We start from the raw sequence: 24,412 nt of genomic DNA on the forward strand, positions 1-24,412 counted from the left end.
CTTACTGCACACTACCAATAGCCCTATTTGCGCAGCATCCACTTGGCATCAACAAGCTCCAGCATTACTACGGAGTCTTTTCCAAGTCCATAAGAACTGGCAGGTGTATAGCTGAGCAATCCTTGCGTGGTCGGCAATTTCGTCGTCTTATTAAGCTCGTCGCGTAACGCCAAACGATATGCCTCGGTACCCGGTACGACATTGCTCGGTACACGCTTAGCGGCGTCGGCAATGACCAGTATCGTATCGAACGAATAAGCAGAGAACAGGTCGTTCGGTTGGCTATTATTGACTTCTTGAAATGCCTTATTGAACTCCGCGATTGTCTTCTTGCTCGCATTGCTATCAGGAAGCTGGGGGCCTACCAGAGACGGACCCGACGACACAATCAAGCCCTGTCCGGCTTTCCCAACAAGCTGCACAAACTCCGGACTGATCAATGCATAAGTGCCATACATAACCCCCTTATAACCTCGCTCACGCAAGGCAATGTACGGCAACGCTCCAGGAGTACCCGCCCCACCGCCCAGTACAGCATCCGGACGAGCGCTAATCACTTTCAACGCCTGAGCTGTCAGGGAGTTGTCGGTTCTGGCGTATCGCTCATTGGCAACAATCTTGATACCGGCTGGCTCAGCGTACTTTTGCAGCGCAGCGTAGGCCGAGTCACCCCAAGCATCAGAGAAGCCGATATACCCAACGGTCTTGACGCCATTGCGTTTCATTTCATCTACAACAGCACCCACCATCAAATCGCCGGACTGAGTAGTTGTTTTGGCCCACTCTGCCTTCTCACCAGTCAAATCAATTGGCGTAAAGGAAACCAGTGGTGTTTTGCCTTCCGTTGCCACAGTGGCGATCGCCAATGAGCTGGGCACACCGCCAGCGCCGACCAGCACATCTACGTGCTCCTGGTCAATCAGCTTGCGCGCGTTGCGAGTGGCAAGGGCAGAGTTGGATTGATCGTCCAGCTTGATCACTTTAATATTGTGGCCAGCAACCGAGCCTTGATACTTAAGAGCTGCCTTAATGCCCAGCTCGTCATTAAGCCCCTGAGCGGAAATCGGTCCGGAGAGCGGTACTATCACGCCGACTTTCAAGTCGGCGGCTTGAGCTACAGCCGCAAAACCAGTCGAACCAATGGCTAGCGCGGCACAAAGGACCTGCACCTTCATTTTTGTATGTCGGAACATCTTTTACTCCTCCATTCTCTTAGTGGAAATTAAACTTAAACGGGACTACTTAGAAGTTCACGCAACCAGTCCTGGCATTGGCCTGCAGCTTCCACCGGCCACTCGATAGCAACCGTACGATTCAGTTGCCGTACTTCGATTCGGATAACTCCTCCCGATCGACCGGGGGCTCGATTCACTGTCGTACGGCCTCCACCGAGCAGGCGCGAGAACCAGCCTCTGGCGTCTGTATCGTCTGACGTGGCTGTATCTCTCGCGGGGGAGAAGGTGCTTGATGGACTGGCCGGCTGCGGCGCAGCTTCTCTCTGAAGCGAACGGGGACCGCATTTTTCAGCCGCCGCGTCCGGTGCCGAGCTCGGTGGAACTTGGCTCTCTGCACCTATTTTGGTCGAGCTTGTACCGGCGGCTTCCACCCCTCCTGAACCGCCGATCTGTGTCGTCTCTCCGTTCTCGAGGCGAGCCGCCAGATTCCTGCCGAACTCGTCCCACATGCGATCGGCCTTGGTCTTCATGACGGAAAGACCAAAAGTACCCAGGCGGCCCAGCAGGTCGACGTTGACCTTGATTCGAAGCTCGGTGCCGCCCTGCGGCGTCTCGGACAGGAAGATCTCGCTCGTCTGCTTGAGCGAGCTGGCCACCGAGGCGTCTTCGCCCGTGCCTTCGGCACGCAGGTACTCGGGTTCGCGCTGTTCGGCGATCGTGGTGTGCAGCTTGAATTTGGCGCTGAGAAAGGAGATCTTCACCTTCATCAGGGCCACGTACTCAGTGGGGCTGATGACGTCGATGGACTGCATGCCCGGCACGGCGCCGGTCATGACGTGAGGGTCCAACAGCAGGGCCCATACTCGCTCGCGCGGCGCCGATACTGTCAGTGTTTTTTCAATTTCCATGATTCATTTCTTCTGCGGCATGCAGGATTGATTCGACGATTTGGGTATAGCCGGTGCAGCGGCACAGGTTGCCGGACAGGCCGCGCTGCACCTCTTCCACACTGGGGGAGGGATTATTCTTGAGCAGGTCGCACGAGGCCATGATCATGCCCGGCGTGCAATAGCCGCATTGCAGCCCGCCGCATTCCATGAAGCTTTCCTGCAGGGGATGAGGCTCGTCCCCGCGGGACAGGCCTTCGATCGTCGTGATGTCGCGGCCATCGATCTGGGCGGCCAGCATCAGGCAGGACTTGACCACCTCGCCGTCAAGCAATATTGAACAGGCGCCGCACACGCCCGTTTCGCAGCCCCGCTTGGTGCCGGTCAGGTGCAAATCGTCGCGCAGAAAATCGGACAGCAGGCGACCCGTGGGCACGTCCAGGCTGTGCGTCTCGCCGTTCACCGTGCATTCAATGCGATGCGTGCTCATGCGGACACTCCTTCGTCGATGGAAAGCTCAAACAATTCGCAAAGGGTGCGGCGGGCCACAGCGCGCACCATGTCGCGCCGGAAGTCGGCACTGCCGCGAGAGTCGGATATCGGCTCGATGTCCTGGGCGACGATATCCGCCGCCTGGGCCGCAATCGCCGCGGAAACCGTCTTGCCCAGAAGGAATTCTTCGGCGCGCCGCAAGCGCATGGGCATGGGCGTGGAAGCCCCCACGGCCAGGCGCGCCTCGTGGCAGGAAGCGCCGTCCCGACGCGCCACCAGGGCTACGCTGACCAGGGGACGATGCTCCGCCGCCGTACGCAGAAAGCGGCTATAGATTCCGCTTGCGCCCGCGGGCAACGGCGGAACCCGGATTTCCACCAGGACCTCGTCGGGCTCGAGCGCTGTTTCAAAGTAATCGACAATGAACTCCTCAAGAGGCATCGTGCGCTCGCCGCGCGTGCTGCCCAGCACCACCGTGGCGTCGAGCGCCAGCAGGCAGGCTGGCGGATCGGTGGATGGGTCTCCGTAGCAAAGATTGCCTCCGATGGTGCCCTGATTGCGCACTTGCGGATTGGCCACGCGCTCGGCCATGCTGGCCAGCACCGGATAATGCTGACGAACCAGTGGCGAACGCGCAATGTCGGAATGGCGCGACAGCGCGCCGATGCGCAGGCCCGCCTGGGCGTCGAACTCGATGCCGCGCAAGCGTTCGATCTTGGCAAGAGAGATCAGATGGGTGGGCTTGAGCATGCGCTGGCGCATAGTAAGGATCAGCGCCGTTCCGCCCGCGCTGAGCCGCGCCTCCTCGTCCTCGAGCTCGGCCAGCATGCGGCTGGCCTCCTCGACCGAGGCGGGCTCAAGATATTGAAAATCACGCATTTGCCGCATCTCCTTGTTCTTTCCTGGCCCGCAGCGCGGCCAGCACCTTCTCGGGCGTGATCGGCAGGTCGCGGATGCGCACCCCCACCGCGTCGTACACCGCATTGGCGATGGCCGGCGCGGCCATCAAAATAGGGGTTTCGCTGGACGCCTTGGCGCCATAGGGGCCGACCGGGTCCATGGATTCGACGAAGCCGCCGCGCAGCATGGGCACCGACTCGGCGGTGGCCATGGTGTAGTCGGCGAAGTTGCCGTTGACGATGCGGCCGTCCTCGACCTGAAGGTCTTCATACAAAGCCCAGCCTATCGCCTGGACGCAGCCGCCGTTGGCCTGCCCGTGAACCGCGTTGAGGTTCAGGGCACGGCCCAGGTCGTCGGAAAGAAAGCTGTCCAGCAGCGTGACCTGGCCGGTTTCGGTGTCCACCTCGACCTCGACCGCCTGGGCCGAGAACGAATGGGTGGGCGCGCAGTTGCCGTAAAGGTCTTTATCGGGCTCTTCGGTTTGAGGATCCCAGGTTTCACTGACCTGCAGCATTTCGCCCCCGTGGCGCCAGACGTATTGCTTGGCCAGGTCGGCAAGGCTCAGGCTTTTCTCACCGCCCCGAACCCTTACCGCTCCGCCATCGATCATTTCCATATCGCCGGGGGCCGCCTCGAGCAGCTCTGCCGCCAGGGCGAAGAGCTTCGCATGTGCGGCGCGGCTGGCGCAAATCGCGGCATTGCCGGCGGACATGGTGACGCGCGAGGCAAACGATCCCAGGGCATAGGGCGCACTGTCGGTATCGGGCGGCAGCAGCCGCACCTGGGACATGGGCACCTTGAACTCGTTGGCGATAATCTGCGTGATCATGGTCATCGCCCCCTGGCCCATGTCGCACTCGCCGTTATAGGCCGTGATGCCGCCGTCTTCATTGACCCGCAGCACTACCGTGGAGCCGTCCCAATTGCCCATGGTGCGGTTGCCGCACACGTGCATGGCGGCCGCCATGCCGACGCCCCGGCGCCGCACGCCGGGGCCGCGCGGCGCGGCGCGCTTGCTTGCCCAGTCGATGGCCTGGGTCGCATTGGCCACACATTGCTTGAAGCCGGTGCTGTGTATCTTCCATCCGTGCACCGAGGTTTCACCCGCGCCGATCGCATTGCGCTCATGGATCTGCGCCGGGTCCAGATTCAGTTCGCGGGCCATGGCATCGATATGGCTGTTCAATGCGAACAACATCTGCGAACCGCCGAAACCGCGGAAGGCCCCGTGGGGAGGCGTATGGGTGTAGGCCAGCACCGCATGGCAGCGCACGTTCGGATTGCGGAACATATTGTCGCTGCGCATGGCCGACACGTGCATGACCTCGCCGGCCAGGCCCGAATAGGCGCCGCAATCGGCGACGATGCGCACGTCTTTGGCCACGATGATGCCGTCGCGGGTCATGCCCAGCTTGAGCGTGATGCGCTCGGGCACGCTGGTGCAACAGGACAGGAAATCTTCGAGGCGATTGTTGAGCAGGCGCACGGGGCGTCGCGTGCGCAGCGCCAGGAGGCCGGCCACGAGCTGGTTGTCGTCTTCGACGATCTTGCCGCCGAAACCGCCGCCCGTGGTCTGCTGGATGACGCGCACCGACGAGATGGGCAGTTCCAGCGCCTTGGCAATGCGCGAGCGCGCCAGGAACACGGTCTGCGTGGACGTCCATACATGAAGGCGGTCGTCTGACTCGAGCGAAGCCACCGAGACCATGGGTTCCAGATAGCCCGGATACTGCCGCGACGTGTTGTAGGTGGCCTCGTGCACCAGGTCGGCCGAAGCAAAGGCCGCGTCGACGTCGCCCCGGTTGAACTTGATCTCGTGGCCACTGTTGTCGTGCCGGCCCGGATGCACCGTGGGCGCGCCCGGCGCCAGCGCCTCGTCGGTCGTCAGCAGCGAGGGCAGCTCTTCGTACTCGACCCGGATCAAATCCAGAGCGTCGCGGGCGATGTCCTCGGTAACGGCCGCCACGGCCGCGACCTCTTCGCCGGCGAAGCGCACGATACCCTTGGCCAGGATGTGGCGCTCTTTGATGGGGCCTCCGCCCCAGGGTGTGGCGGGCGCATCGTCGCCGGTCAATACCGCCCTGACCCCGGGCAAAGCACGCGCCGCCGATGTATCGATGCTGACGATGCGCGCATGCGCGTAGGGGCTGCGCAGAATCGCGCCGTGCAGCATGCCCGGCAGCTTGAGATCGCCCGCATACATGGCCCGGCCCAATACCTTGGCCCGATGATTGACCTGGGGAAGCTCCGTGCCCAAGGTGGTGGAATGCGTGGGCGAAGCATCTTGCACCGCACTTTCCGCGGCACCCGTCTCAACCGTATTACTCATAACGCCTCTACTGAAACTCTCTTACGTTGAGACGGATTGTCCATCTCTTAAATTGATTAATCAATTATCATCAGTACTTATTGACTTGTCAATTTGATAGGTGTAAATAGTACGTTGATATATAGCGGTCGCTGCATTAGAAAAAAATGCCCTGCGAGGGCAAGAGAGGAGGCTAGAATTGGGGCTGCAGATTTTTTGCGCTTCGATCAGGAATGGCCGCCCCTTGCGCTTCAATAAGGCGTCAAGCCCTGATCAGCGTCTTTCTTCAACTTGCGGGCCCGCCACCCTGGCCCGCGCACCTTCATCCTGGCCGTGACGAACAAAACCTCCGCCCGCTGCCCCTGGGAGCACATCGAACCCGATGGCTCCAACCTGACCGTCGAAGATTTTCTTTCCGTACCCATTGTCCGGATCGCCGCGCATCTGAAGCGTTTTCCAAGCATCTACGCCAGCAGCGCGGGCCTGACCCTGCCGCAATGGCGGCTGCTGTCCACCGTGGCGCACCACCGCTCCATTCCCCTCAAGCAGCTGGCCGAAATCTCGGCCAGCGACAAGGCGTTGGTCAGCCGCACCGTCAAGGAACTGGCGGCCAAAGGGTTGGTGTCCACCGCTTCGATGAAAAGCGGCGACCGCTCGCTGGTGTGCAATATCACCGCCAAGGGATCACGGGTGGTGGACAAGGTGATTCCCCTGGCGCGCGAGCGCCACGCGCGCTTGCTACTGGCGCTCGACGTCGAAGACCGCGTGCGCCTGTATGGAATCTTGCAGAAGCTTCAGGCGGTTTGCGCGGATATTGACTGAGCTCTTGTTTCGCATGCGCCCGGCGATGTTCTGTATGCCCTCCACCCAAATAGCAAACACACCCTTCAGCCAAAATGCCCCATATCATCGTTGAATACACCCCCAACCTGACCGACCTGCCTTTCGATGCCATGCTGGCTTCAGTCACCCGTCGCTTGGCGGAAAGCCCCGAAGTAGAGGACGAGGCCGACCTGAAAGCGCGCGTCGTGCGGGCCGACTGTTTCCGAGTGGGGCTGGCCGACAGCCAGCGCGGCTTCATTCACGTCACCGTCCGGATTCTGGCCGGCCGCAGCGAGCAAGCAAAAAAGGACTTCAGCCAGCGCGTCGCCGACGGCATGCTGGAACACATGCCGGCGTTTCCACCGGGAATGACCGCGCATCTAAGCGTGGAAGTCGTGGACATGGATCGCGGCAGCTACCGGAAGTTCAAGCTGGCTTGAGGTAGCAGCGACCCGGACCGTCTCTTGCTTGAGCAGCTGCAGCCGCTCGCGCCCCGCATTTGTAACAAAGCCGCCTCCCGCCCTTGAAGTATTCCAGTCCATCCTTATAATTAGCACTCGAGGGGACAGAGTGCTAACAAGCCCGCCCCCATCGCTACTACCAACCATTTTTTGAACAGGAGTTCCTTCATGGCACTGCGTCCTTTGCACGATCGCGTGATCGTCAAACGTCTGGACAACGAGCGTACCACCGCTTCGGGCATCGTGATCCCCGAGAGCGCCGCTGAGAAACCCGATCAGGGCGAAGTCATTGCCGTCGGTCCCGGCAAGAAAGCCGAAGACGGCAAGGTAACCCCGGTCGACGTCAAGGCGGGCGACAAAGTTCTGTTCGGCAAATACGCCGGCCAGGCCGTCAAGGTCGATGGCGAAGAGCTTCTCGTCATCCGCGAGGACGAAATCCTCGCCGTCATCCAGTAATCCGCAAACGAATACGAATCTCGCAAGGAATCAACAATGGCTGCTAAGCAAGTACAATTCGGCGACGACGCGCGCTCGCGCATCGTCCGCGGCGTCAACACCCTGGCCAATGCCGTCAAGACCACCCTGGGCCCCAAGGGCCGCAATGTCGTGCTCGAGCGCTCTTTCGGCGCCCCCACCGTCACCAAGGACGGCGTGTCGGTCGCTAAAGAAATCGAACTGAAAGACAAATTCGAGAACATCGGCGCCCAACTCGTCAAGGAAGTGGCTTCCAAGACCTCCGACAATGCCGGCGACGGCACCACCACCGCCACCGTTCTGGCCCAGTCCATCGTCGAAGAGGGCCTGAAGTACGTGGCCGCCGGCATCAACCCCATGGACCTCAAGCGCGGCATCGACAAGGCTGTCGCCGTTGCCGTCGAAGAGCTCAGGAAAATCTCGCGTCCTTGCACCACCAGCAAGGAAATCGCCCAGGTCGGCTCCATCTCGGCCAACAGCGATGAGTCCATCGGCAAGATCATTGCCGACGCCATGGACAAGGTCGGCAAAGAAGGCGTCATCACCGTCGAAGACGGCAAGTCGCTCGACAACGAGCTGGACGTCGTCGAAGGCATGCAGTTCGACCGCGGCTACCTCTCGCCCTACTTCATCAACAACCAGGACAAGCAGGTTTCCGTCCTTGATGATCCCTATGTCCTGATCTACGACAAGAAAGTCAGCAACATCCGCGACCTGCTGCCCGTGCTCGAGCAAGTGGCCAAGTCCAGCCGTCCGCTGCTGATCGTGGCTGAAGACGTCGAAGGCGAAGCCCTGGCCACCCTGGTCGTGAACAACATCCGCGGCATTCTCAAGACCACGGCCGTCAAGGCTCCTGGCTTCGGCGACCGCCGCAAGGCCATGCTCGAAGACATCGCCATCCTGACCGGCGGCACCGTCATCTCGGAAGAAACCGGCGGCTCGCTCGAAAGCACCACCCTCGAGCAGCTGGGCCAGGCCAAGCGCATCGAAGTGGGCAAGGAAAACACCATCATCATCGACGGCGCCGGCGACGGCAAGTCGATCGAAGCGCGCGTCAAGCAGATCCGCGTCCAGATCGAAGAAGCCACGTCCGACTACGACCGCGAAAAACTGCAAGAGCGCGTGGCCAAGCTGGCCGGCGGTGTTGCCGTGATCCGCGTCGGCGCAGCCACCGAAGTCGAAATGAAGGAAAAGAAAGCCCGCGTTGAAGACGCACTGCACGCCACCCGCGCCGCTGTCGAAGAAGGCATCGTTCCCGGCGGCGGTGTCGCACTGATCCGCGCCAAGGCTGCCATCGCCAACGTCAAGGGCGACAACATCGACCAGGAAGCCGGCGTCAAGCTGATCCTGCGTGCTGTCGAAGCCCCGCTGCGCACCATCGTGGCCAACGCCGGCGACGAGCCTAGCGTCGTGGTCAACAACGTGGCCAGCGGCAAGGACAACTACGGCTACAACGCTTCCACCGGCGAGTACGGCGACCTGGTCGAGCAAGGCGTGCTGGACCCCACCAAGGTTACCCGCACCGCCCTGCAAAACGCCGCTTCGGTTGCCGCCCTGCTGCTGACCACCGAAGCCGCCGTGGCTGAAATCGTCGACGACAAGCCCGCTCCTGCCATGCCCGACATGGGTGGCATGGGCGGCATGGGTGGCATGGGCGGCTTCTAAGCCCACGCCATCCCCGGCCGCAAAGCCGGCGGCAAGGCCCAGAAGGGCCGTGCCGTCGGCACGCCGCCAGGGCTGTACAGGCCTCCGAGAATTCTCGGGGGCTTTTTTACGCCTGCATGAAGGCGGTTTTGTGACTACACCCCCCAGCCTTTCTCTTCCTGTTGGAATATTTTCGTGCAAGACCGAAGACGGCGCTGTGCCAAACACGGTGCTTTTCCCGGGGCGCATGGCACGGGCGCCGGAGCGGTGGGCGCTTTCTTATTACAATGCTCCTGTCCCGGCAGTTCGCTTCAATCCCAAGGGCTTCATGACGCAACCCAAATCACCCTACAAAAGCCGCGGTGGGCCAGCCCGCCTGATCAATGCGCTGCGCTATTCCATGCAGGGCCTGGGCGCCGCGCTGAAGCATGAAGCGGCCTTTCGCCAGGAGCTGCTGCTGTGCGTGGTGCTTATACCCGTCGCCATCTGGGTGGGCAATACACTGGCCGAGCAGCTTTTGCTGATCGCCACCCTGTTCTTCGTGCTGATCGTGGAACTGCTCAATTCAGCGCTGGAAGCCATAGCCGACAGCGTCACGCTGGAACAGCATCCCCTCATAGGCCGCGCCAAAGACCTGGGCAGCGCCGCCGTGATGCTGTCCATCATCGGCGCCGCCATTGTCTGGGTCGCCGTACTGACCGGCTTTGGCTCATAAGCGCCCCGATCCATCCACATACCCCCTGCCACCGACATTATTCGCGATGACCACTTTCACCCAAAAACTCGACGCCGCCTGGAGCCACGCCAATTCCCTGCTGATGGTGGGGCTGGACCCCGATCCCATGCGGTTTCCGGCCGAGCTGCACGGCCGCCCCGACGCCATCTATGAATTTTGCCGCGGCATCATCGACGCCACCGCGCCTTATGCATGCGGCATCAAGCCGCAAATAGCCTACTTTGCCGCCCAGCGCGCCGAAGATCAGCTGGAGGAACTGTGCCGCTACGTGGCCGAGCGCTACCCGCAACTGCCGCTGGTGCTGGATGCCAAGCGCGGCGACATCGGCTCGACCGCCGAGCAATACGCGCGCGAAGCCTTCGAACGTTTTGGCGCCGACGCGGTTACGCTCAGCCCTTATCTTGGCTTCGATTCGATCGAGCCTTATCTGTCGTGGGAAGAAAAAGGCGTCATCATCCTGTGCCGCACGTCCAACAAGGGGGGCTCCGACCTGCAGGCGCTGGAACTGGATTCCGCCGAACCTCTGTATTTGCGCGTCGCCAGCCTGGTGGCCGACAAGTGGAACCGCAACGGCCAGTGCGCACTGGTGGTGGGGGCCACCTTCCCGCAAGAGCTGGCCCAGGTGCGCCAGCGGGTGGGCGACATGCCGCTACTGGTACCGGGCATCGGCGCCCAGGGCGGCGACATCGACGCAACGGTCAAGGCCGGCTGCTCTTCCCGTGGCACAGGGATGATGATCAATTCTTCGCGCGCCATCATTTACGCCGGCGCCGGGGACGATTGGCGCGAGGCGGCGGCGAAAGCCGCGGTCGATACGCGAGACGCCATCAACACGGCTCGTTCAGCGTTGTAAACGATTACGGCTTGAAGGTTTATTTGCTTTTATCGAGCCGGGTCACCGAGGCTCAATAAACTCGATAGCCGAGTTCAAGGCAAACTCGACGGCCGCCGCACGCACCTGTGCCCGGTCGCCTTCGAACACCTTTGTAACGGCCCGCGTGGTAATGCCGGGGCCGCTGCGCCACGCAAAGCCAAAGCACACCATACCCACGGGCTTGCCGGGCACGGCGCCGCCCGGGCCGGCAATGCCGGTGGTGGCCACCGCAAAGTCGGCATGGCTGGCCGCAAGCGCACCGCCCGCCATTTCCATCGCCGTTTCTTCGCTGACGGCGCCGAAGCGCTCCAGCGTGTCGGCGCCCACGCGCAACTGCTCCATCTTGGCGGTATTGCTGTAGGTGACGAAGCCCCGGTCAAACCATTGGCTGGAGCCCGCCACATCGGTAACGGCGGCGCTCAGCAGCCCGCCCGTGCACGACTCGGCGCAGGCCAGCATCCACTCATGGCCGGAAAGCAGATTGCCCAGACGCTGGGCGGCGATGGTTCGTGTGTCGCTCATAAGATCTCCAGGCGGACCAGAATGGCCATTACCAGCAAGCTATAGGCCGCGGCGAGGATGTCGTCCCACATCACGCCCAACCCGTTCTTCAACTTTGTATCAAAATAGCGGATGGGAGGAGGCTTGACGATATCGAAGAACCTGAAGACCACGAAGGCCAGCGCCTGCACGGCCGGCTCTTCGGGCATCAGCCACAATACCAGCCAAAAAGCCACGATCTCGTCCCATACCATCGCGCTGTCGTCCGCCCGGCCCAGTTCGCGGCCGACCCGCTGGCAGGCCCAGCAGCCGTAGGCGAAAGAGAACAGCAGCACGGTGGCAATGCCGGCGTCGGGCAGGCGTGACACCACAGCGACCCAAAGCAGCCATCCCAGCGCCGTGCCCCAGGTGCCCGGCGCTGGGCGCAGCAGGCCGCTTCCCAGCCCGAAGGCCACGGCCCGGCTTGGCGAGCGAAAGACCCAGCCCAGTGAGGGATGCGGCGCGGAGCTGGAGTCAGGAGGGATGGGCGGCATGTCGAGGGTCCTGTCAGGCAAAGTGGTCAAAACCACGCGATGATATCGGAATCGGCCGACCCGCGGCATCGTGCACTTTCAGGTGGGCACCGCTTTCAATCACGCCAATGCGTGTCGCCCTGACATCAAAGGCGCGGGCCAGCTCGGCAATGGCCTCGCGATTGCGGGGGGCCGCGGTAAAGCACAGCTGGTAAACATCGCCGCCTGACAGCACGGCTTCGCGCACGAGAGATTCGTCCAGCGGCTCCAGCACCGAGTCAATGGGCAACTGGTGGTAGTACAAAATGGCGCCGCAGCCGCTGGCCTTCAATATATGCCCCAGATCCTGCAGCAGGCCGTCGGAAATATCGAGCGCTGCGTGGGCGAGACCGGGCAAGCGCTGTGCAAAGCGCCATGGGGGAACAGGCCTCTCGAGCGCGGGCCGCGCTGCGGCCAGCAGGGCCGGCTGCGCCGGCCATTGCCTGGTCAGCCATTGCAAGGCCGCGTGCGGAGCACCCAGCGTGCCGGTGACCCAGATATCGTCGTCCGGCCGGGCTGCGCTTCTGAGCAGCGCCCTGCCCTGCTCTATCTGTCCAAATACGGTCACGCTGATGACGATGCCATCAGGGCTGCGGGTGGTGTCGCCGCCCACCAGCGGGCAGCCGGCTTCGTGGGCAAGCTCATGGAAAGCATCGGCAAAGGCAGCCAGCCAGGCCTCATCGACCTTGGGCAGGGAAAGCCCCAGCATGCAGCCCAGGGGTTCGGCGCCCATGGCGGCAAGATCGGAGATATTGACGGCAAGCGCCTTGTGTCCCAGCGACGCCGGGTCGGCGTCGGGCAGGAAGTGGCGGCCTTCGATCAGCAGGTCGGTGCTGGTGGCCAGCTGTTTGCCGGGCGCTACCGGCAGCAAGGCGCAATCGTCGCCAGCGCCGAGATAGCCCGGCGGCACGGGCCGCGTGAAATAACGTCGGATAAGATCGAATTCGTTCAAGAGCTCTCCGCTTGCTTCGACGTGCCCGCCAGCCGTGGCAGCGGCGTTCTGGACGGCGGGGCGACGCCGCCCCTCCCATGGACACGCCGGCGATGCAAAGCCGCTGCCGGCGCCCCTGTCGGCCTTAGCGGGGACGCGCCGCCGCCTCGACCTCGACGGACCGGACGTCGGCCGCCATGCGGTCGAGCACGCCATTGACGAACTTGAAGCCGTCGGTGCCGCCGAACGACTTGGCCAGCTCGACGGCCTCGTTGATGGCCACCTTGTAGGGCACCTCGATATGGTGGATGAGCTCGAAGCTGGCGATGAGCAAGATGCCATGCTCGATGGGGGAAAGCTCTTCGAGCGGCCGGTCGAGATAGGGCGCAAAGCGCTCGCGCAAGGCAGGCGCCTCGCGCAGCACGCCATGCAGCAGCGTCTTGAACCAATTGGCATCGGCCTCGGGAAATTCTTCGTCGTCGCGCAGGTGGGCGTCGATGGCGCCGGCCTCCTGCAGGCCTTCATCGCCGCGCAGAAGCCAGGCGTAGACGCCCTGAAGCGCGAATTCGCGGGCACGGCGGCGCGCGCTGCGAGGGTTGGCGCGCGCCGCGCCGCCCTGCGGTTTACCTTTCATCAAAATCTTCGTCCTCGTCGTCGAAGTCGTCATCATCATAATCTTCGTCATCGTCGGACTCGGGTTCGAGCGCCGCCGTGAGATTGGCCATTTCGACCGCCGTGCGGGCGCAGTCGCGTCCCTTCTCGGCGGCGCGGGCATGGGCCTGCTCTTCGTTTTCGGTGGTAAGCACCCCATTGGCCACGGGAATGCCTGTTTCGAGCGCGATGCGGCTGATGGCCGCGGCGCTTTCATTGCTGACAATCTCGAAATGGTAGGTTTCGCCGCGCACCACCGCCCCAAGGGCGATCAGTGCATCGAACTCGAAGGTTTCGGCCATTTGCGCCAGCGCCACGCCCAGTTCGAGCGCACCGGGAACCGTGACCACCATGACGTCGCGTTCATCTACGCCCAGTTCGGCCAGTTCGGCCAGGCAGGCATCGAGTTCGGCCAGCCCGATGTCCTCGTTGAAACGCGCGCGGACAATGCCCAAATGCAGGCCTTCTCCGTTCAGGTCAGGCGATAGGGTATAAGGGTTCATGTCGGTTCCTTTTAGGCGGATGGGGTAGGTTCACTATCGTAACCGGTTACGGTCAGGGCAAAACCTGTCATGCTGGGCATTTTTCGGGGCTTGGCCAGAAGGCGCACGCGGCCCACGTTGAGATCGCGCAAGATCTGCGCCCCGATGCCATAGGTACGCAGGTCGAAACGCTGGCCGTCCGCCGCGGCGCTGGGCGCGGGCGCCCCGCCCCAGGCGCCGAACTGCTCGAACAGCAGTTCGGCCGAGCCCTGGCAATTGAGCAGTACCATGACTCCGCTGGGCGCCTCGGCAATGGCCTTCATGGCGCTGGGCACTGTCCAGCTATGCGAAGTGGCGTCGGCTGAAAGGATGTCGAGCATGGTGGTGGGTTCGTGCACGCGGACCAGGGTTTCGGAGTCGGACGAGATATTGCCGCGTGCCAGCGCCAGATGCGGCGCCCCCGAGGCCAGGTCGCGATAGGCCACGGCCTGGAATTCGCCCCAGGGCGTTTGCAGGCTGCGCTGGCCGACCCGCTCGACCATGGACTCGTGTTCGCTGCGGTACTGGATGAGGTCGGCGATGGTGCCGATTTTCAGGCCGTGCTCGCGTGCGAACAGCATAAGGTCGGGCAACCGCGCCATGGTGCCGTCGGGCTTGAGGATTTCGCAGATGGCCGCCGCCGGGGTAAGCCCGGCCAGGGCGGTAAGGTCGCAGCCGGCCTCGGTATGGCCCGCGCGCACCAGCACGCCGCCGCGCACAGCCTGCACGGGAAAGATGTGGCCGGGCTGGACGATGTCGGACGGCTTGGCGTTGCGCGCCACGGCCACCTGGATGGTGCGGGCGCGATCGGCCGCCGATATGCCCGTTTCCACGCCCTCTGCGGCCTCGATGGACTGGGTGAAATTGGTGCCGAAGCGAGCGCCGTTGCGGCTGGCCATAAGCGGCAGATCGAGCTGCTGGCAGCGCTCTTCGGTAAGGGTAAGGCACACCAGCCCGCGTGCATGGGTGACCATGAAATTGATGGCCTCGGGGGTGACGTATTCGGCGGCCATGACGAGGTCGCCCTCGTTCTCGCGGTCTTCTTCATCGACCAGGATGACCATGCGGCCGGCCCGCAATTCAGCGATGATTTCGGGAACAGGGGCGATATCGTAGCTTTGCGCGCTATCGGTTTGCGCCGCGGACAGATTGCTCATGACAAAAGACTCTATGGAAGGTCATACATTTTAACGCCTGGAGTGGGCGAATTCTTGCGTATTGTCGCCTGAACCGGGCATTCTTGCAGCGCAGCCGGCGCACGCCGCGGCCACGGGGCGCCGGCATGGGGAAAACTGCACATTCAGCAATAATTCAGAGATATCATCTTCCCTTGGGCGGCCGTGTGCCCCTTTGGCCCCTTTGCGCTGGAGCAGCATGGAAAGAGAACTCAGCCTTCATATCCCGGCCACGGCCCAAGCGGCGGTAGCCAGGGCCATGCGTGCCCAAAAGGCCCGGCAGATCACCTTGCGCGCCCTGTATTTCGACACCCCTTCGCGGGCGCTGGCCCAGGCCGGCATTGCGCTGCGTGTACGCCGCGAAGGCCGGCGCTGGGTGCAGACCCTCAAGGCGCGCGGCAACGACCCGCTTACCCGCATCGAGATCAACCACCCCCGCCCGCAGGCCACGCTCGACCTGTCGCTATACGACCAGGGGCCGCTGGCGGGCTTCTTCGCCCAGCTTGGCGAACCACTGAGCCTGCGCTACGAAACCCGTGTCACGCGGCGGGTGCTGCTGGCGAAGTTGAAAGACGCAGTAATCGAAATCGCCCACGACAACGGCGCCATCCACTCCCAGGGCTGGGCGCTGCCCATCAGCGAGGTCGAATTCGAGCTCGTATCCGGAAACATGGATGCCGTCTTCGAAGTGGGCGGCGAATGGCTGGCCAGGCACGGCCTCGTGCTTGAAACCCGCAGCAAGGCCGAACGCGGCGACCGGCTTGCGGCACTGCCGCCCCACCCGCCTGAACCGGAGTCGCCCCAAGGGCCGCACACACCGCCCACCTCGCTGTTTCCTGCGCGCCGCGCGGCCAGGGTCTCGCTTGCGCCCGACATGACGGCAGCCCAGGGCTACGCCGCCTGCGCGGGCGACTGCCTGCTGCAGATGGCGGCCAACGCCGCCCTGTTGGCCGGGGTGGATGCCGCCGGCTCCGGCGACGACACCCAGGCCGTCTACACCCATCAGCTTCGGGTCGGCATCCGAAGGCTGCGCTCGTGCTGGAAACTGTTCGAGGGGATCGTGCCAGCTGTCGAGCCAGATATTGCGCAGGCGCTCAAGGCCTATTTCAGCATGCTGGGCGAGGCACGCAACCAGGACGTCATCCGCCTGCATATCGAGCCGCGGCTGAGACAGGCCGGCATGCCCGAAACCGCGGCCCCGGCATGGCCGGACCGCCCTCCCATGGCCTCTATGCGAGACGCGGCCGGCGGCGTCGAGTTTCAATCCCTGTTGCTGGCGCTGCTTCGGCACCTGGTGCGCGTGGCCGATACCGGCCAGGACTCGCGGCCCAAACGAAGGAAACGCGGTACTTCCAAGGCGCCCGCCGCCCCCGAACTCGCGGTCCTTCTGCAGCAGCGGCTGGACTACTGGTGGGAACGCATCCTGAAGCGCGGACGCCGTTTCAATGCGCTTTCCGTCGACCAGCAGCACAATGTCCGCAAGCAGGTGAAGCTGATGCGCTACAGCCTGGATTTCAGCTCGAGCCTGCTGCCCGGCCGCGAAGCAAAGGCCCTGGGCGCCGCACTGAACCACATCCAGGACGTGCTGGGCGACCTGAACGACTGCTACGTGGCCGAAGAACACTATCGAAGCCTGGCCGGCGCCTCTTCCGCTTCGTGGTTCGCTGTGGGATGGCTGCGCGCCATGCAATCAAAACAGATCGACCTGGCCCAGGCCGTCTTCGAACAGCTGCACACCGCCCGGCGCAAGCGCAAAAAAAAAGCGGCCCGCCGGGCATCGTGAAGCGGACATAGCCTGCAAGGCGAGGGGATGCGCCACGCATCCTGAAGCGGGCATAACCCGCAAGGCAACGCCGGCTTGCACGGCAAGGAGAGCAAGGCAGGAGTACCTTGCCTTCGGCCCGCTTATTCGCCGACCACCGCCGTGGCGAACTCGCGCGCCACGAAAGGCTGCAGGTCTTCCAGGCCTTCGCCCACCCCGATCCAGTACACCGGCACGGGCCGAACGCCCTGGCTGCCCGCGGCCACCGCGGCCAACGCCCCGCCCTTGGCGGTGCCATCGAGCTTGGTGACCACCAGGCCGGTCAGCTCGATGGCCGCGTCGAACGCCCTGATCTGCGAGATGGCGTTCTGGCCGGTATTGCCGTCTACCACCAGCAGCACCTCGTGCGGCGCCTGTCCGTCGGCCTTGCCGATGACGCGCTTGATCTTCTTCAGCTCTTCCATAAGGTGAAGCTGGGTGGGCAGGCGGCCCGCCGTATCGACCATGACCACGTCGGCGCTGCGCGCGCGGCCCGCGTTGACGGCATCGAAGGCCACCGCCGCCGGGTCGCCGCCATCCTGGGCGATGACCGTGACGTTGTTGCGCGTGCCCCATGCGATAAGCTGCTCGCGGGCAGCCGCCCGGAAGGTGTCGCCGGCCGCCAGCAGCACGCTTTTGCCCTGGCGCTGAAAGGCGTTGGCCAGCTTGCCGATAGAGGTGGTCTTGCCCGCCCCGTTGACGCCCGCGATCATGACGACCAGCGGCGCGGCGCGATCAATGGGAAAGTCTTTTTCAAGGGGCGCCAGATGCTCGGCCAGCAGGTCGCGCAGCGCCGCCTTGACCAAGGCCGCATCGGCGATTTTTTCTTTGCGCACACGGGCCCGCAGGGCCGCCAGCAGCTTTTCGGTCGCCTCGACGCCCGCGTCGGCCATGATCAGGGCCGTCTCCAGCTCTTCGAACAGGGCCTCGTCGACCTTTACGCCCACGAAGAGGCTGCTGATGTTCTGGCCGGTGCGCGACAGCCCGCTGGTCAGGCGCGAGAGCCAGGACGATTTGGACGGCGGCGCGGCCTGCGCCTTTTCGGCCTCGGCTGCTCGGGCGCGCTCCGCCTCAAGACGCTCGGCCTCGATCCGTTCAGCCTCGGCCCGCTCGGCGTCCAGCCGTTCGGCTTCCAGGCGTGCTGTCTCGATTCGCTCAGCTTCAAGTCGCTCGGCTTCAAGCCGCTCGGCCTCGACGCGTGCCGCCTCGGCCTTTTCCGCTTCGAGTCGGGCTGCTTCGGCCCGCTCGAGCTCCGCCCGTTCGGCCGCGGCCCTGGCTGCTTGGGCCTGCTCGGCCTGGACGCGCTCCGCCTCGAGGCGTTCGGCCTGTTCTTGGCGAAGGGCTTCGGCCTGCGCCTGCCCGGCATCAGGTGCCGCGGGCGCGGGAGCATCGGGCCCCGCGCCCGGTGCGTCGTGGCCGCCGTCCAGCGGCGCCTTGTCGTCCGGAGGCGCGGCCTCGGGCGACTTCTTTCTTTTAAAAAAACTGAACATAGGCTTTACACTAGCGAAAAAGACTTTGAGCGATACGGGAAGCCCGGATCAACATGAAGAAACACCTCGTCCGTATTGTAGGCGGTGATTACCGGCGCACTCCAATTCCAGTGATCGATGCCACGGGGCTGCGCCCCACGCCCGATCGGGTACGCGAAACACTGTACAACTGGCTGCATCACTTATGGGGCGGCCGGTTTGCCGACAAGCAGGTGCTCGACCTTTTCGCAGGCACCGGCGCCCTGGGCTTCGAGGCCGCCTCGCGCGGCGCCCGCCATGTGCAGATGGTCGAGAACAACCCGGCCGCGGTTGCCGCGCTGCGGGCCCTGCGCGCCAAGCTGGGCGCCCAGAATGTCCGCATCCACGCAGGCGATGCCTCGGTGGTGGTAAAGCGGCTGGATGCCACGCGCTACGACCTGGTGCTGCTTGACCCGCCGTTCGGCCTGGGCTGGCTGGAACGGCTCTGGAACGAGCTGCCCCAGTTCCTGGCACCCGGCGCGCTGGTCTACGCCGAGGCCGAAACCCTGGCCAACGTGCCTGAACAGTACACCGTAGTCAGGCAAGGCAAGGCGGGCCAAGTGCATTTCGCACTGCTTCAATTTGCTGCACTGCAAGAAAAAGACAATAATCCCTCTTTTTCTCCCACCGAAACCCCTTTCCCATCGGAAACCCCATGATAACTGTCGTCTACCCCGGAACATTCGATCCCCTCACCCGTGGTCATGAAGATCTGGTTCGTCGCGCCGCCAGTCTGTTCGATCATGTCGTCGTGGGGGTTGCTCACAGCCAGGCCAAGAGGCCTTTCTTCACGGTCGAAGAGCGGGTCGAGATCGCCCAGGAAGTGCTGGGCCACTATCCCAACGTCGAGGTCAAGAGCTTTGCCGGGCTGCTGAAGGATTTCGTGCGCGAGCAAGACGCCCGCGTCATTGTGCGCGGCTTGCGCGCCGTGTCCGATTTCGAGTATGAATTCCAGATGGCCGGCATGAACCGCCATTTGCTGCCCGAGGTCGAAACCCTGTTCATGACGCCTTCCGACCAGTACCAGTTCATCTCGGGCACCATCGTGCGCGAGATCGCGCTGTTGGGCGGCGACGTGAGCAAGTTCGTGTTTCCGTCGGTAGAGCGCTGGCTGCACGACAAGGCGAAGGCCAAGCGGGACGCCCAGGCAGGCGCATGAAGGGCCGATTGGCCCTAAGCCGCCAACAGGACTAAAATAGGTGCACTAGGCCCCTTGGGCCGCTGTATCCGGCGCCATGCCGTACCTGGCATAGCGGCGCCGCGTTTGAGTCGTCCTGGCGGGCAAGGCCCGCACCCGTCTTTTTGCAGGAACAGCCATGGCATTGCGTATCACCGACGAATGCATCAATTGCGATGTCTGCGAGCCCCAATGCCCCAACACCGCCATCTACATGGGCGCCGAAATCTACGAGATCAACCCAGATCTCTGTACCGAATGCGTCGGCCACCACGGCGAACCCCAATGCCAGGTGGTGTGCCCGGTGGAATGCATCGAAGTCGATCCCGCCCATCGTGAAGACAACGACGCCCTGCTAAGCAAGTATCAACGCCTGGTCAAGCTGGCCGTGCAAGTCTAGGGTCAGCGGGCGTGCAGCCCCGGCCCCGCGGGGCTCGCGCCGGCGCCGAGTGCCCTCAATCCTTAATTGCCCAACAAGCCTTTCAGCGCCTTGCCCAGGCTCTTGACCGCGTCTTCGCCGGTCGGGCCCGAAGCACCCGGCTTGACGGGTTGGCTGGGTGCGGCAGGGCTTGCCGGCGCATGGCGTTCGACGAGGTCGAGCAGGCCGCGTTCAATGGCGCCCTTTACCAGGCTGCCGCCCATTTCTTTCCATTGAACACGAAACTCGGGGGCCGCCATGGCGCCGCTGACAAGCACCGGCACCGTCATGCCCCGCAGTGCCGACAGATTGGGCTGCCCTTCGCCGCCACCCGCACCAACCACCCTCACGTTGGCCAGAAGATTGAGCCGGTTTTCGACCAGGTCGATGCTGGCCGGCTTGCCCTGCGTGACGCGCAGCAGTTGGGTGCGCAGATCAAGCTTCTGCACGTCGGCGACGCCGTTCTTGATGGCCAGCGAAGTGTCGAAGGCGCTGAACTCGGTGCGGTTTCCAAGATTGAAGCCCGTTTTCAGGTCGGGCCCTTCGCCATCGAGCACGGTTGTCAGCACCTGCCCCACTTGGTCCAGCGTCTGGTTCAAGTCTATGCCCCGGATCGCGCCGTCGCGCACCTGCAGCCGGGCGCTGCCGGCCAGGCCGCTTTTCAGTGCGGGCACCGTCGCGCCCTGGGTCTTGAGATTGACGGCCACCGTGCCCACACCGCTGACGCGATCGCTGCCGCTGGCGGCCTGCAGCAAGGGTCCCATGGCAACCTGCTTGAGGTCGAGCTGGGCAGTGAACTGATTCTTGGCGTCCGCCGTAAGCGCGCCGGTGAGCGAGCCTTCGTAGAGGTTGGCCGATATGCCGTTGACGCTGAGCTTGCCCTCGCGCGCGGCGACCGACATGTTGACGTTGCGGGCCTCGATGCCGCGCACGTTCAGGCCGCCCAGCTTTACGGTACCCGCCACGTCGATGTCATTGAGCAGGGTCAGGTCGATGGATTCGGGCGGGGCGGCCTTGTCGGGCGCCGGAGCCTGGCCGCCCTTTTTGTCGTCGGGCGCCTGCTCGGCCTGGGCCGCCGGCTCGCCCTGGGGCGCCTCCGGCGCGGGAGCGGGCTTGGCCACAGGAACAAGCTTGTCGAAATCGAGCATGTCTGCCTGCAGCGCGAAGCGCAGCTTGGGATCGGAAAGCTCAGTGGCCTTGAAGTTGAAATTAAGCGGGGCGCCGTTAAGCACGGCATTGATCTCGCTGCTGATTTCGTCCTTGACCAGATCGGCGTGCAGGCTGCCGATGAGCGGGAACTCGAAAGTGCTCGTGGGCTCTTCGGTGTCCTGGATGGCCACGTCGCCCTTGATGGCCGAGAAAGATCCTTTCTCGTTGATGACGTCCCATTGCACCGGAGTGGACATATTGACCAGCATCAGGGTCTCGCCGTTCTTCAGGCTGCCGTCGACCTTCAGTTCTTTGAGAGACAGGTTCCAGGCGTTGCCGCCCAGGCCATTCATGCCCAGCTTCAGCCCCAGCGACTGCCGGCCCTCGAGCTTGACGGTGCCGGCCACGGCTTCGCCTTCGGCGGCGTCGGGCGAAATCGACAGGCGCGGCGCATCGAAGGCCAGGTCGAAGGTTTTGTCGGGCAGGCCGCCGGTAGCCCGCAACGACATTCTTTCGATGTTGAATTCGGAATGGGTCTGGTCGATCTTGAGCCGCGGCATGGTAAGGCTTGCGTTCAGATCGGTGATGGGCCGTTCGCCCTGGGTAGCGCCCTGCACCAGCATTTCAACGCCGCTGGCGTCCACCATGCGCGAATAGCCGTTATAGGCAAAGTTGCCGCGCAGCGCCAGGGTTTTTGCATCGAGCGGGCCCACCTGGCCCGAAACAAGCAGGTTGAGCTTCTGGGCCGAATAGGTTTCAAGCAGCGGATCGATCTTGGCCAGCGCCTGGATTTCGACCGTGGCGTCGGCCAGGGGGTCTTCGCCCTGCAGCGCCCCGCGCATGGAAACCTCGAAAGGCTGGTCGAAAGTCATGCGGCCGGTATTGAGCTGCAAATTGACCAAACGTGCCGCCTTGGCCCGCTTGACGTCCAGGTAATGGATCTCGCCGCCCTTGAGTTCGAGCCCGGCGATGTCCACATGGAGCGCAGCCTCTTTGCGCGGCTCGACAGGCCGGACGCCCCCCTCGGCGAGAGGCTGGGCAAAGGCTTCTTTCATCACACCGGCCACGGGCTCGTTCTCTGGGGCCGGAGCAGGTTCCGGGGACAGGGCGATGGGCTCGGGCGGCCCTGCCGTGCCCTCGAACAGATCGCGAAAGTTGTAGTCGCCCTGCTCGTCGCGGCGTATCCAGGCCTTGAACCCGCTGATGGCGACGTGGTCGACCACGAAGCGGTTGGAAAGCAGCGGCCAGATGGCCACGGCGAAGCGTGCACTGTCGATGGAAGCGAATAGATCGTCGGGGTTGCCGGGATTGGAAAGCGAGATATTCTGCACCGACAGCCCGATGCGCGGAAACATCGAGAGTTCGATGTCGCCCTCGATGGACAGGGTGCGCTGGTAGCGTTCGTAGATGAATTCTTCGAACCTGGTCTTGTAGGCATTGGGATCGAACGTAAGCAGGAAGATCGCGAGGGCCCCCAGAGCCAGGACCACCAATGCGGCCAAGCCCATCAACGCGCGTTTGAACCCAACTTTCATTTGCAACCTCAAAGTGCCGGGGTTTACCCCAGCGATATGACACAATCGGTATGGTGAATGCTAATCTACCCGTTCGGCCCCAACGGCCATGGGTTTCCGCACAAGGCATTGCGCATTGTGAAACGCGGCAGACCCCAAAAACGCTATCTTATAGTTTTCGTATAAGACCGACAAAGGCCGGTTCGGTTCATTGGCCATATAAAGAACCTTTATAAGGCCCCGGCCCTGTGGCGCGGAATTGCTGATATCCTGCGCCAAAACCCACTTCTCCCAAAAATTCAGAACAAGTATGAAACTAGAGACACTTGCCGTACACGCCGGCTACAAGCCCGACCCAACCACGAAATCGGTGGCGGTTCCCATATACCAGACCACCTCGTATGCATTCGACAGCACCCAGCACGGGGCCGACCTGTTCGACCTGAAGGTGGCGGGCAATATCTACACCCGCATCACCAACCCCACCAATGCCATCCTTGAAGAGCGCGTGGCGGCGCTGGAAGGCGGCGTGGGAGCCCTGGCCGTGGCCTCGGGCATGGCGGCCATTACCTATGCAATACAGGCCATCGCGCAGGCCGGCGACAACATCGTGTCGGTCAGCAAGCTGTATGGCGGCACCTACAACCTGTTCGCCCACACGTTGCCGCGCCAGGGCATCACCGTAAAGTTCGCTCCCCATAATGATATCGCAGCGCTCGAGGCCCTTATCGACGAGCATACCAAGGCCGTGTTCTGCGAGACCATAGGCAATCCGGCGGGCAATGTGGTCGACATCCAGGCATTGGCCGACGCCGCGCACCGGCACGGGGTGCCGCTTATCGTCGACAACACCGTCGCCTCGCCTGCCCTGTGCCGCCCCTTCGAGCATGGGGCCGACATTATCGTGCACGCGCTTACCAAATACATGGGCGGCCATGGCACCACCCTGGCTGGCGCCATCGTCGACTCGGGCAAGTTCCCTTGGGCCGAGCACAAGCAGCGCTTTCCCATGCTCAACGAGCCTGATCCTTCGTACCACGGCGTGGTGTACACCGAGGCCCTGGGCCCCGCCGCCTTCATCGGGCGCTGCCGCGTGGTGCCACTGCGCAATACCGGCGCGGCCTTGTCGCCTTTCAATGCCTTCCTCATTCTGCAGGGCATTGAAACGCTTGCCCTGCGCATGGAGCGCCATACCGAAAACGCCCAGAAGGTCGCCGAGTTCCTCAAGCAGCACGCCCAGGTGGCCTGGGTGCAGTATGCCGGCCTTGACGATCACCCTGAACACGCTCTGGCCAAGAAGTACTTCGACCTGGGCGGCAAGCCCGCCTCCATTCTCTCATTCGGCATCAAGGGGGGCTTCCAGGCCGGTGCGCGCTTCATCGATGCGTTGCAGCTGGTACTGCGCCTGGTCAACATCGGCGACGCCAAGTCGCTGGCCTGCCACCCGGCCTCCACCACCCACCGCCAGCTCAGTCCCGAAGAACTGGCGTCGGCCGGCGTGGGCGAAGACATGATTCGTCTTTCCATCGGCATCGAGCACATAGACGACATCCTGGCCGACATCTCGCAGGCACTCGAAGCCAGCAAGGGCTAGTGTCCTGTTTGGTTAATTGTGTGCTTATATTCGGATGCATGGGCCTGCCAGGCAAGGCGCAAACCACAGCGATAGCCGTAGCTATCGCGCGGATTTGCAACGCAGCATGGCGGGCCCAGGCGCCGAAGATAAGTACGCGAATTAGCCA

24 protein-coding genes are annotated in these 24,412 nt (G+C 63.2%); 11 read left to right on the forward strand and 13 right to left on the reverse strand.

Translation table 11 applies throughout. The features are described from left to right. Window positions 1–23 precede the first annotated feature (23 nt). From C7440_RS07285 to C7440_RS07305, 5 genes are read right to left on the reverse strand one after another with little or no spacing between them, the layout of a single operon-like run. Window positions 24–1,193, reverse strand: coding sequence for an ABC transporter substrate-binding protein (locus C7440_RS07285; protein ID WP_371743475.1), 1,170 nt, complete (start codon window positions 1,191–1,193; stop codon window positions 24–26). Between the two features lie 35 nt (window positions 1,194–1,228). Beyond that, entirely contained in the window at window positions 1,229–2,083 is an 855-nt protein-coding gene (locus C7440_RS07290) for an SRPBCC family protein (protein WP_017522607.1), read from the reverse strand. Continuing rightward, window positions 2,073–2,552 carry a (2Fe-2S)-binding protein gene (locus C7440_RS07295; RefSeq protein ID WP_116518012.1) on the reverse strand — a complete coding sequence of 160 codons (480 nt, stop codon included), beginning with the start codon at window positions 2,550–2,552 and terminating at the stop codon, window positions 2,073–2,075. The genes C7440_RS07290 and C7440_RS07295 overlap by 11 nt, the downstream gene beginning before the upstream one ends. Next, the gene (locus tag C7440_RS07300) at window positions 2,549–3,433 is read right to left on the reverse strand and encodes an FAD binding domain-containing protein (RefSeq protein WP_116518013.1); all 885 of its coding nucleotides are present in this window, start codon (window positions 3,431–3,433) and stop codon (window positions 2,549–2,551) included. Before C7440_RS07300 ends, C7440_RS07295 begins: the two co-directional genes overlap by 4 nt. Beyond that, entirely contained in the window at window positions 3,426–5,783 is a 2,358-nt protein-coding gene (locus C7440_RS07305) for a xanthine dehydrogenase family protein molybdopterin-binding subunit (protein WP_116518014.1), read from the reverse strand. The genes C7440_RS07300 and C7440_RS07305 overlap by 8 nt, the downstream gene beginning before the upstream one ends. A 312-nt stretch (window positions 5,784–6,095) precedes the next feature. Here C7440_RS07305 and C7440_RS07310 point away from each other — a divergent pair, with 312 nt between their 5' ends. The 6 genes from C7440_RS07310 to pyrF all read left to right on the forward strand — a co-directional run bounded on the left by C7440_RS07310 (window position 6,096) and on the right by pyrF (window position 10,752). Continuing rightward, on the forward strand, window positions 6,096–6,584 hold the full coding sequence (locus C7440_RS07310) for a MarR family winged helix-turn-helix transcriptional regulator (RefSeq protein ID WP_157787522.1): 489 nt from the start codon (window positions 6,096–6,098) through the stop codon (window positions 6,582–6,584). A gap of 74 nt (window positions 6,585–6,658) precedes the next feature. Then, window positions 6,659–7,024 (forward strand): 5-carboxymethyl-2-hydroxymuconate Delta-isomerase, encoded by a 366-nt coding sequence (locus tag C7440_RS07315; protein ID WP_116518015.1) that lies wholly within the window; start codon window positions 6,659–6,661, stop codon window positions 7,022–7,024. A 189-nt stretch (window positions 7,025–7,213) separates the two neighbouring features. After that, the gene (locus C7440_RS07320; protein WP_017522627.1) at window positions 7,214–7,501 is read left to right on the forward strand and encodes a co-chaperone GroES; all 288 of its coding nucleotides are present in this window, start codon (window positions 7,214–7,216) and stop codon (window positions 7,499–7,501) included. Window positions 7,502–7,537: 36 nt separating this feature from the next. After that, window positions 7,538–9,184: a chaperonin GroEL gene (groL, locus tag C7440_RS07325; RefSeq protein WP_017522628.1), complete on the forward strand. Its 1,647-nt coding sequence runs from the start codon at window positions 7,538–7,540 to the stop codon at window positions 9,182–9,184. A 307-nt stretch (window positions 9,185–9,491) separates the two neighbouring features. After that, window positions 9,492–9,878, forward strand: a complete 387-nt coding sequence (locus C7440_RS07330; RefSeq protein ID WP_026067572.1) for a diacylglycerol kinase — start codon at window positions 9,492–9,494, stop codon at window positions 9,876–9,878. Between the two features lie 46 nt (window positions 9,879–9,924). Next, window positions 9,925–10,752 (forward strand): orotidine-5'-phosphate decarboxylase, encoded by an 828-nt coding sequence (gene pyrF, locus C7440_RS07335; RefSeq protein WP_017522630.1) that lies wholly within the window; start codon window positions 9,925–9,927, stop codon window positions 10,750–10,752. A 42-nt stretch (window positions 10,753–10,794) separates the two neighbouring features. Here the strand turns inward: pyrF and C7440_RS07340 are convergent, their stop codons facing one another. From C7440_RS07340 to ribBA, 6 genes are all read right to left on the reverse strand, one after another. Beyond that, the gene (locus C7440_RS07340; protein ID WP_017522631.1) at window positions 10,795–11,295 is read right to left on the reverse strand and encodes a CinA family protein; all 501 of its coding nucleotides are present in this window, start codon (window positions 11,293–11,295) and stop codon (window positions 10,795–10,797) included. Further along, window positions 11,292–11,807, reverse strand: coding sequence for a phosphatidylglycerophosphatase A family protein (locus C7440_RS07345; protein WP_116518016.1), 516 nt, complete (start codon window positions 11,805–11,807; stop codon window positions 11,292–11,294). The genes C7440_RS07340 and C7440_RS07345 overlap by 4 nt, the downstream gene beginning before the upstream one ends. 13 nt (window positions 11,808–11,820) lie before the next feature. After that, a complete protein-coding gene (gene thiL / locus C7440_RS07350) occupies window positions 11,821–12,777 on the reverse strand; it encodes a thiamine-phosphate kinase (protein WP_116518017.1) in 957 nt (318 codons plus the stop codon). A 124-nt stretch (window positions 12,778–12,901) separates the two neighbouring features. Next, window positions 12,902–13,390, reverse strand: coding sequence for a transcription antitermination factor NusB (gene nusB, locus C7440_RS07355; protein ID WP_017522634.1), 489 nt, complete (start codon window positions 13,388–13,390; stop codon window positions 12,902–12,904). Then, window positions 13,380–13,910, reverse strand: a complete 531-nt coding sequence (ribH, locus tag C7440_RS07360) for a 6,7-dimethyl-8-ribityllumazine synthase (protein WP_116518018.1) — start codon at window positions 13,908–13,910, stop codon at window positions 13,380–13,382. The genes nusB and ribH overlap by 11 nt, the downstream gene beginning before the upstream one ends. A gap of 11 nt (window positions 13,911–13,921) precedes the next feature. Next, entirely contained in the window at window positions 13,922–15,085 is a 1,164-nt protein-coding gene (ribBA, locus tag C7440_RS07365) for a bifunctional 3,4-dihydroxy-2-butanone-4-phosphate synthase/GTP cyclohydrolase II (protein ID WP_116518019.1), read from the reverse strand. Between the two features lie 217 nt (window positions 15,086–15,302). On the opposite strand from ribBA, the gene C7440_RS07370 reads away from it, so the two are divergent. Then, window positions 15,303–16,886, forward strand: coding sequence for a CYTH and CHAD domain-containing protein (locus tag C7440_RS07370; protein ID WP_116518020.1), 1,584 nt, complete (start codon window positions 15,303–15,305; stop codon window positions 16,884–16,886). A 122-nt stretch (window positions 16,887–17,008) separates the two neighbouring features. On the opposite strand, the gene ftsY is transcribed toward C7440_RS07370, so the two are convergent. After that, a complete protein-coding gene (gene ftsY / locus C7440_RS07375; protein WP_116518021.1) occupies window positions 17,009–18,394 on the reverse strand; it encodes a signal recognition particle-docking protein FtsY in 1,386 nt (461 codons plus the stop codon). A 53-nt stretch (window positions 18,395–18,447) separates the two neighbouring features. On the opposite strand from ftsY, the gene C7440_RS07380 reads away from it, so the two are divergent. From C7440_RS07380 to C7440_RS07390, 3 genes are all read left to right on the forward strand, one after another. Beyond that, a complete protein-coding gene (locus tag C7440_RS07380; protein WP_116518022.1) occupies window positions 18,448–19,071 on the forward strand; it encodes an RsmD family RNA methyltransferase in 624 nt (207 codons plus the stop codon). Beyond that, window positions 19,068–19,571, forward strand: coding sequence for a pantetheine-phosphate adenylyltransferase (gene coaD, locus C7440_RS07385; protein ID WP_017522640.1), 504 nt, complete (start codon window positions 19,068–19,070; stop codon window positions 19,569–19,571). The genes C7440_RS07380 and coaD overlap by 4 nt, the downstream gene beginning before the upstream one ends. A 157-nt stretch (window positions 19,572–19,728) precedes the next feature. Continuing rightward, window positions 19,729–19,989: a YfhL family 4Fe-4S dicluster ferredoxin gene (locus tag C7440_RS07390; protein ID WP_017522641.1), complete on the forward strand. Its 261-nt coding sequence runs from the start codon at window positions 19,729–19,731 to the stop codon at window positions 19,987–19,989. Between the two features lie 62 nt (window positions 19,990–20,051). Here C7440_RS07390 and C7440_RS07395 read toward each other — a convergent pair whose 3' ends face one another. Continuing rightward, window positions 20,052–22,691 (reverse strand): AsmA family protein, encoded by a 2,640-nt coding sequence (locus C7440_RS07395; RefSeq protein ID WP_116518023.1) that lies wholly within the window; start codon window positions 22,689–22,691, stop codon window positions 20,052–20,054. Window positions 22,692–22,980: 289 nt separating this feature from the next. On the opposite strand from C7440_RS07395, the gene C7440_RS07400 reads away from it, so the two are divergent. After that, entirely contained in the window at window positions 22,981–24,264 is a 1,284-nt protein-coding gene (locus tag C7440_RS07400) for a bifunctional O-acetylhomoserine aminocarboxypropyltransferase/cysteine synthase (protein WP_116518024.1), read from the forward strand. Window positions 24,265–24,412 lie beyond the last annotated feature (148 nt).

This window comes from Pusillimonas noertemannii (assembly GCF_003096595.1).
Taxonomy (GTDB): domain Bacteria; phylum Pseudomonadota; class Gammaproteobacteria; order Burkholderiales; family Burkholderiaceae_B; genus Pusillimonas; species Pusillimonas noertemannii.

Excerpts from the sequence above, each read along its gene's own strand:
- C7440_RS07315 (WP_116518015.1), top strand. The coding sequence starts at position 6,659 with ATGCCCCATATCATCGTTGAATACACCCCCAACCTGACCGACCTGCCT.
- nusB (WP_017522634.1), bottom strand. The coding sequence starts at position 13,390 with ATGAAAGGTAAACCGCAGGGCGGCGCGGCGCGCGCCAACCCTCGCAGC.
- C7440_RS07390 (WP_017522641.1), top strand. The coding sequence starts at position 19,729 with ATGGCATTGCGTATCACCGACGAATGCATCAATTGCGATGTCTGCGAG.
- C7440_RS07285 (WP_371743475.1), bottom strand. The coding sequence starts at position 1,193 with ATGTTCCGACATACAAAAATGAAGGTGCAGGTCCTTTGTGCCGCGCTA.
- C7440_RS07295 (WP_116518012.1), bottom strand. The coding sequence starts at position 2,552 with ATGAGCACGCATCGCATTGAATGCACGGTGAACGGCGAGACGCACAGC.
- C7440_RS07400 (WP_116518024.1), top strand. The coding sequence starts at position 22,981 with ATGAAACTAGAGACACTTGCCGTACACGCCGGCTACAAGCCCGACCCA.
- C7440_RS07300 (WP_116518013.1), bottom strand. The coding sequence starts at position 3,433 with ATGCGTGATTTTCAATATCTTGAGCCCGCCTCGGTCGAGGAGGCCAGC.
- ribBA (WP_116518019.1), bottom strand. The coding sequence starts at position 15,085 with ATGAGCAATCTGTCCGCGGCGCAAACCGATAGCGCGCAAAGCTACGAT.
- C7440_RS07380 (WP_116518022.1), top strand. The coding sequence starts at position 18,448 with ATGAAGAAACACCTCGTCCGTATTGTAGGCGGTGATTACCGGCGCACT.
- C7440_RS07370 (WP_116518020.1), top strand. The coding sequence starts at position 15,303 with ATGGAAAGAGAACTCAGCCTTCATATCCCGGCCACGGCCCAAGCGGCG.
- C7440_RS07340 (WP_017522631.1), bottom strand. The coding sequence starts at position 11,295 with ATGAGCGACACACGAACCATCGCCGCCCAGCGTCTGGGCAATCTGCTT.
- C7440_RS07330 (WP_026067572.1), top strand. The coding sequence starts at position 9,492 with ATGACGCAACCCAAATCACCCTACAAAAGCCGCGGTGGGCCAGCCCGC.
- ribH (WP_116518018.1), bottom strand. The coding sequence starts at position 13,910 with ATGAACCCTTATACCCTATCGCCTGACCTGAACGGAGAAGGCCTGCAT.
- C7440_RS07305 (WP_116518014.1), bottom strand. The coding sequence starts at position 5,783 with ATGAGTAATACGGTTGAGACGGGTGCCGCGGAAAGTGCGGTGCAAGAT.
- C7440_RS07345 (WP_116518016.1), bottom strand. The coding sequence starts at position 11,807 with ATGCCGCCCATCCCTCCTGACTCCAGCTCCGCGCCGCATCCCTCACTG.
- C7440_RS07395 (WP_116518023.1), bottom strand. The coding sequence starts at position 22,691 with ATGAAAGTTGGGTTCAAACGCGCGTTGATGGGCTTGGCCGCATTGGTG.
- ftsY (WP_116518021.1), bottom strand. The coding sequence starts at position 18,394 with ATGTTCAGTTTTTTTAAAAGAAAGAAGTCGCCCGAGGCCGCGCCTCCG.
- groL (WP_017522628.1), top strand. The coding sequence starts at position 7,538 with ATGGCTGCTAAGCAAGTACAATTCGGCGACGACGCGCGCTCGCGCATC.
- coaD (WP_017522640.1), top strand. The coding sequence starts at position 19,068 with ATGATAACTGTCGTCTACCCCGGAACATTCGATCCCCTCACCCGTGGT.
- C7440_RS07290 (WP_017522607.1), bottom strand. The coding sequence starts at position 2,083 with ATGGAAATTGAAAAAACACTGACAGTATCGGCGCCGCGCGAGCGAGTA.
- C7440_RS07320 (WP_017522627.1), top strand. The coding sequence starts at position 7,214 with ATGGCACTGCGTCCTTTGCACGATCGCGTGATCGTCAAACGTCTGGAC.
- pyrF (WP_017522630.1), top strand. The coding sequence starts at position 9,925 with ATGACCACTTTCACCCAAAAACTCGACGCCGCCTGGAGCCACGCCAAT.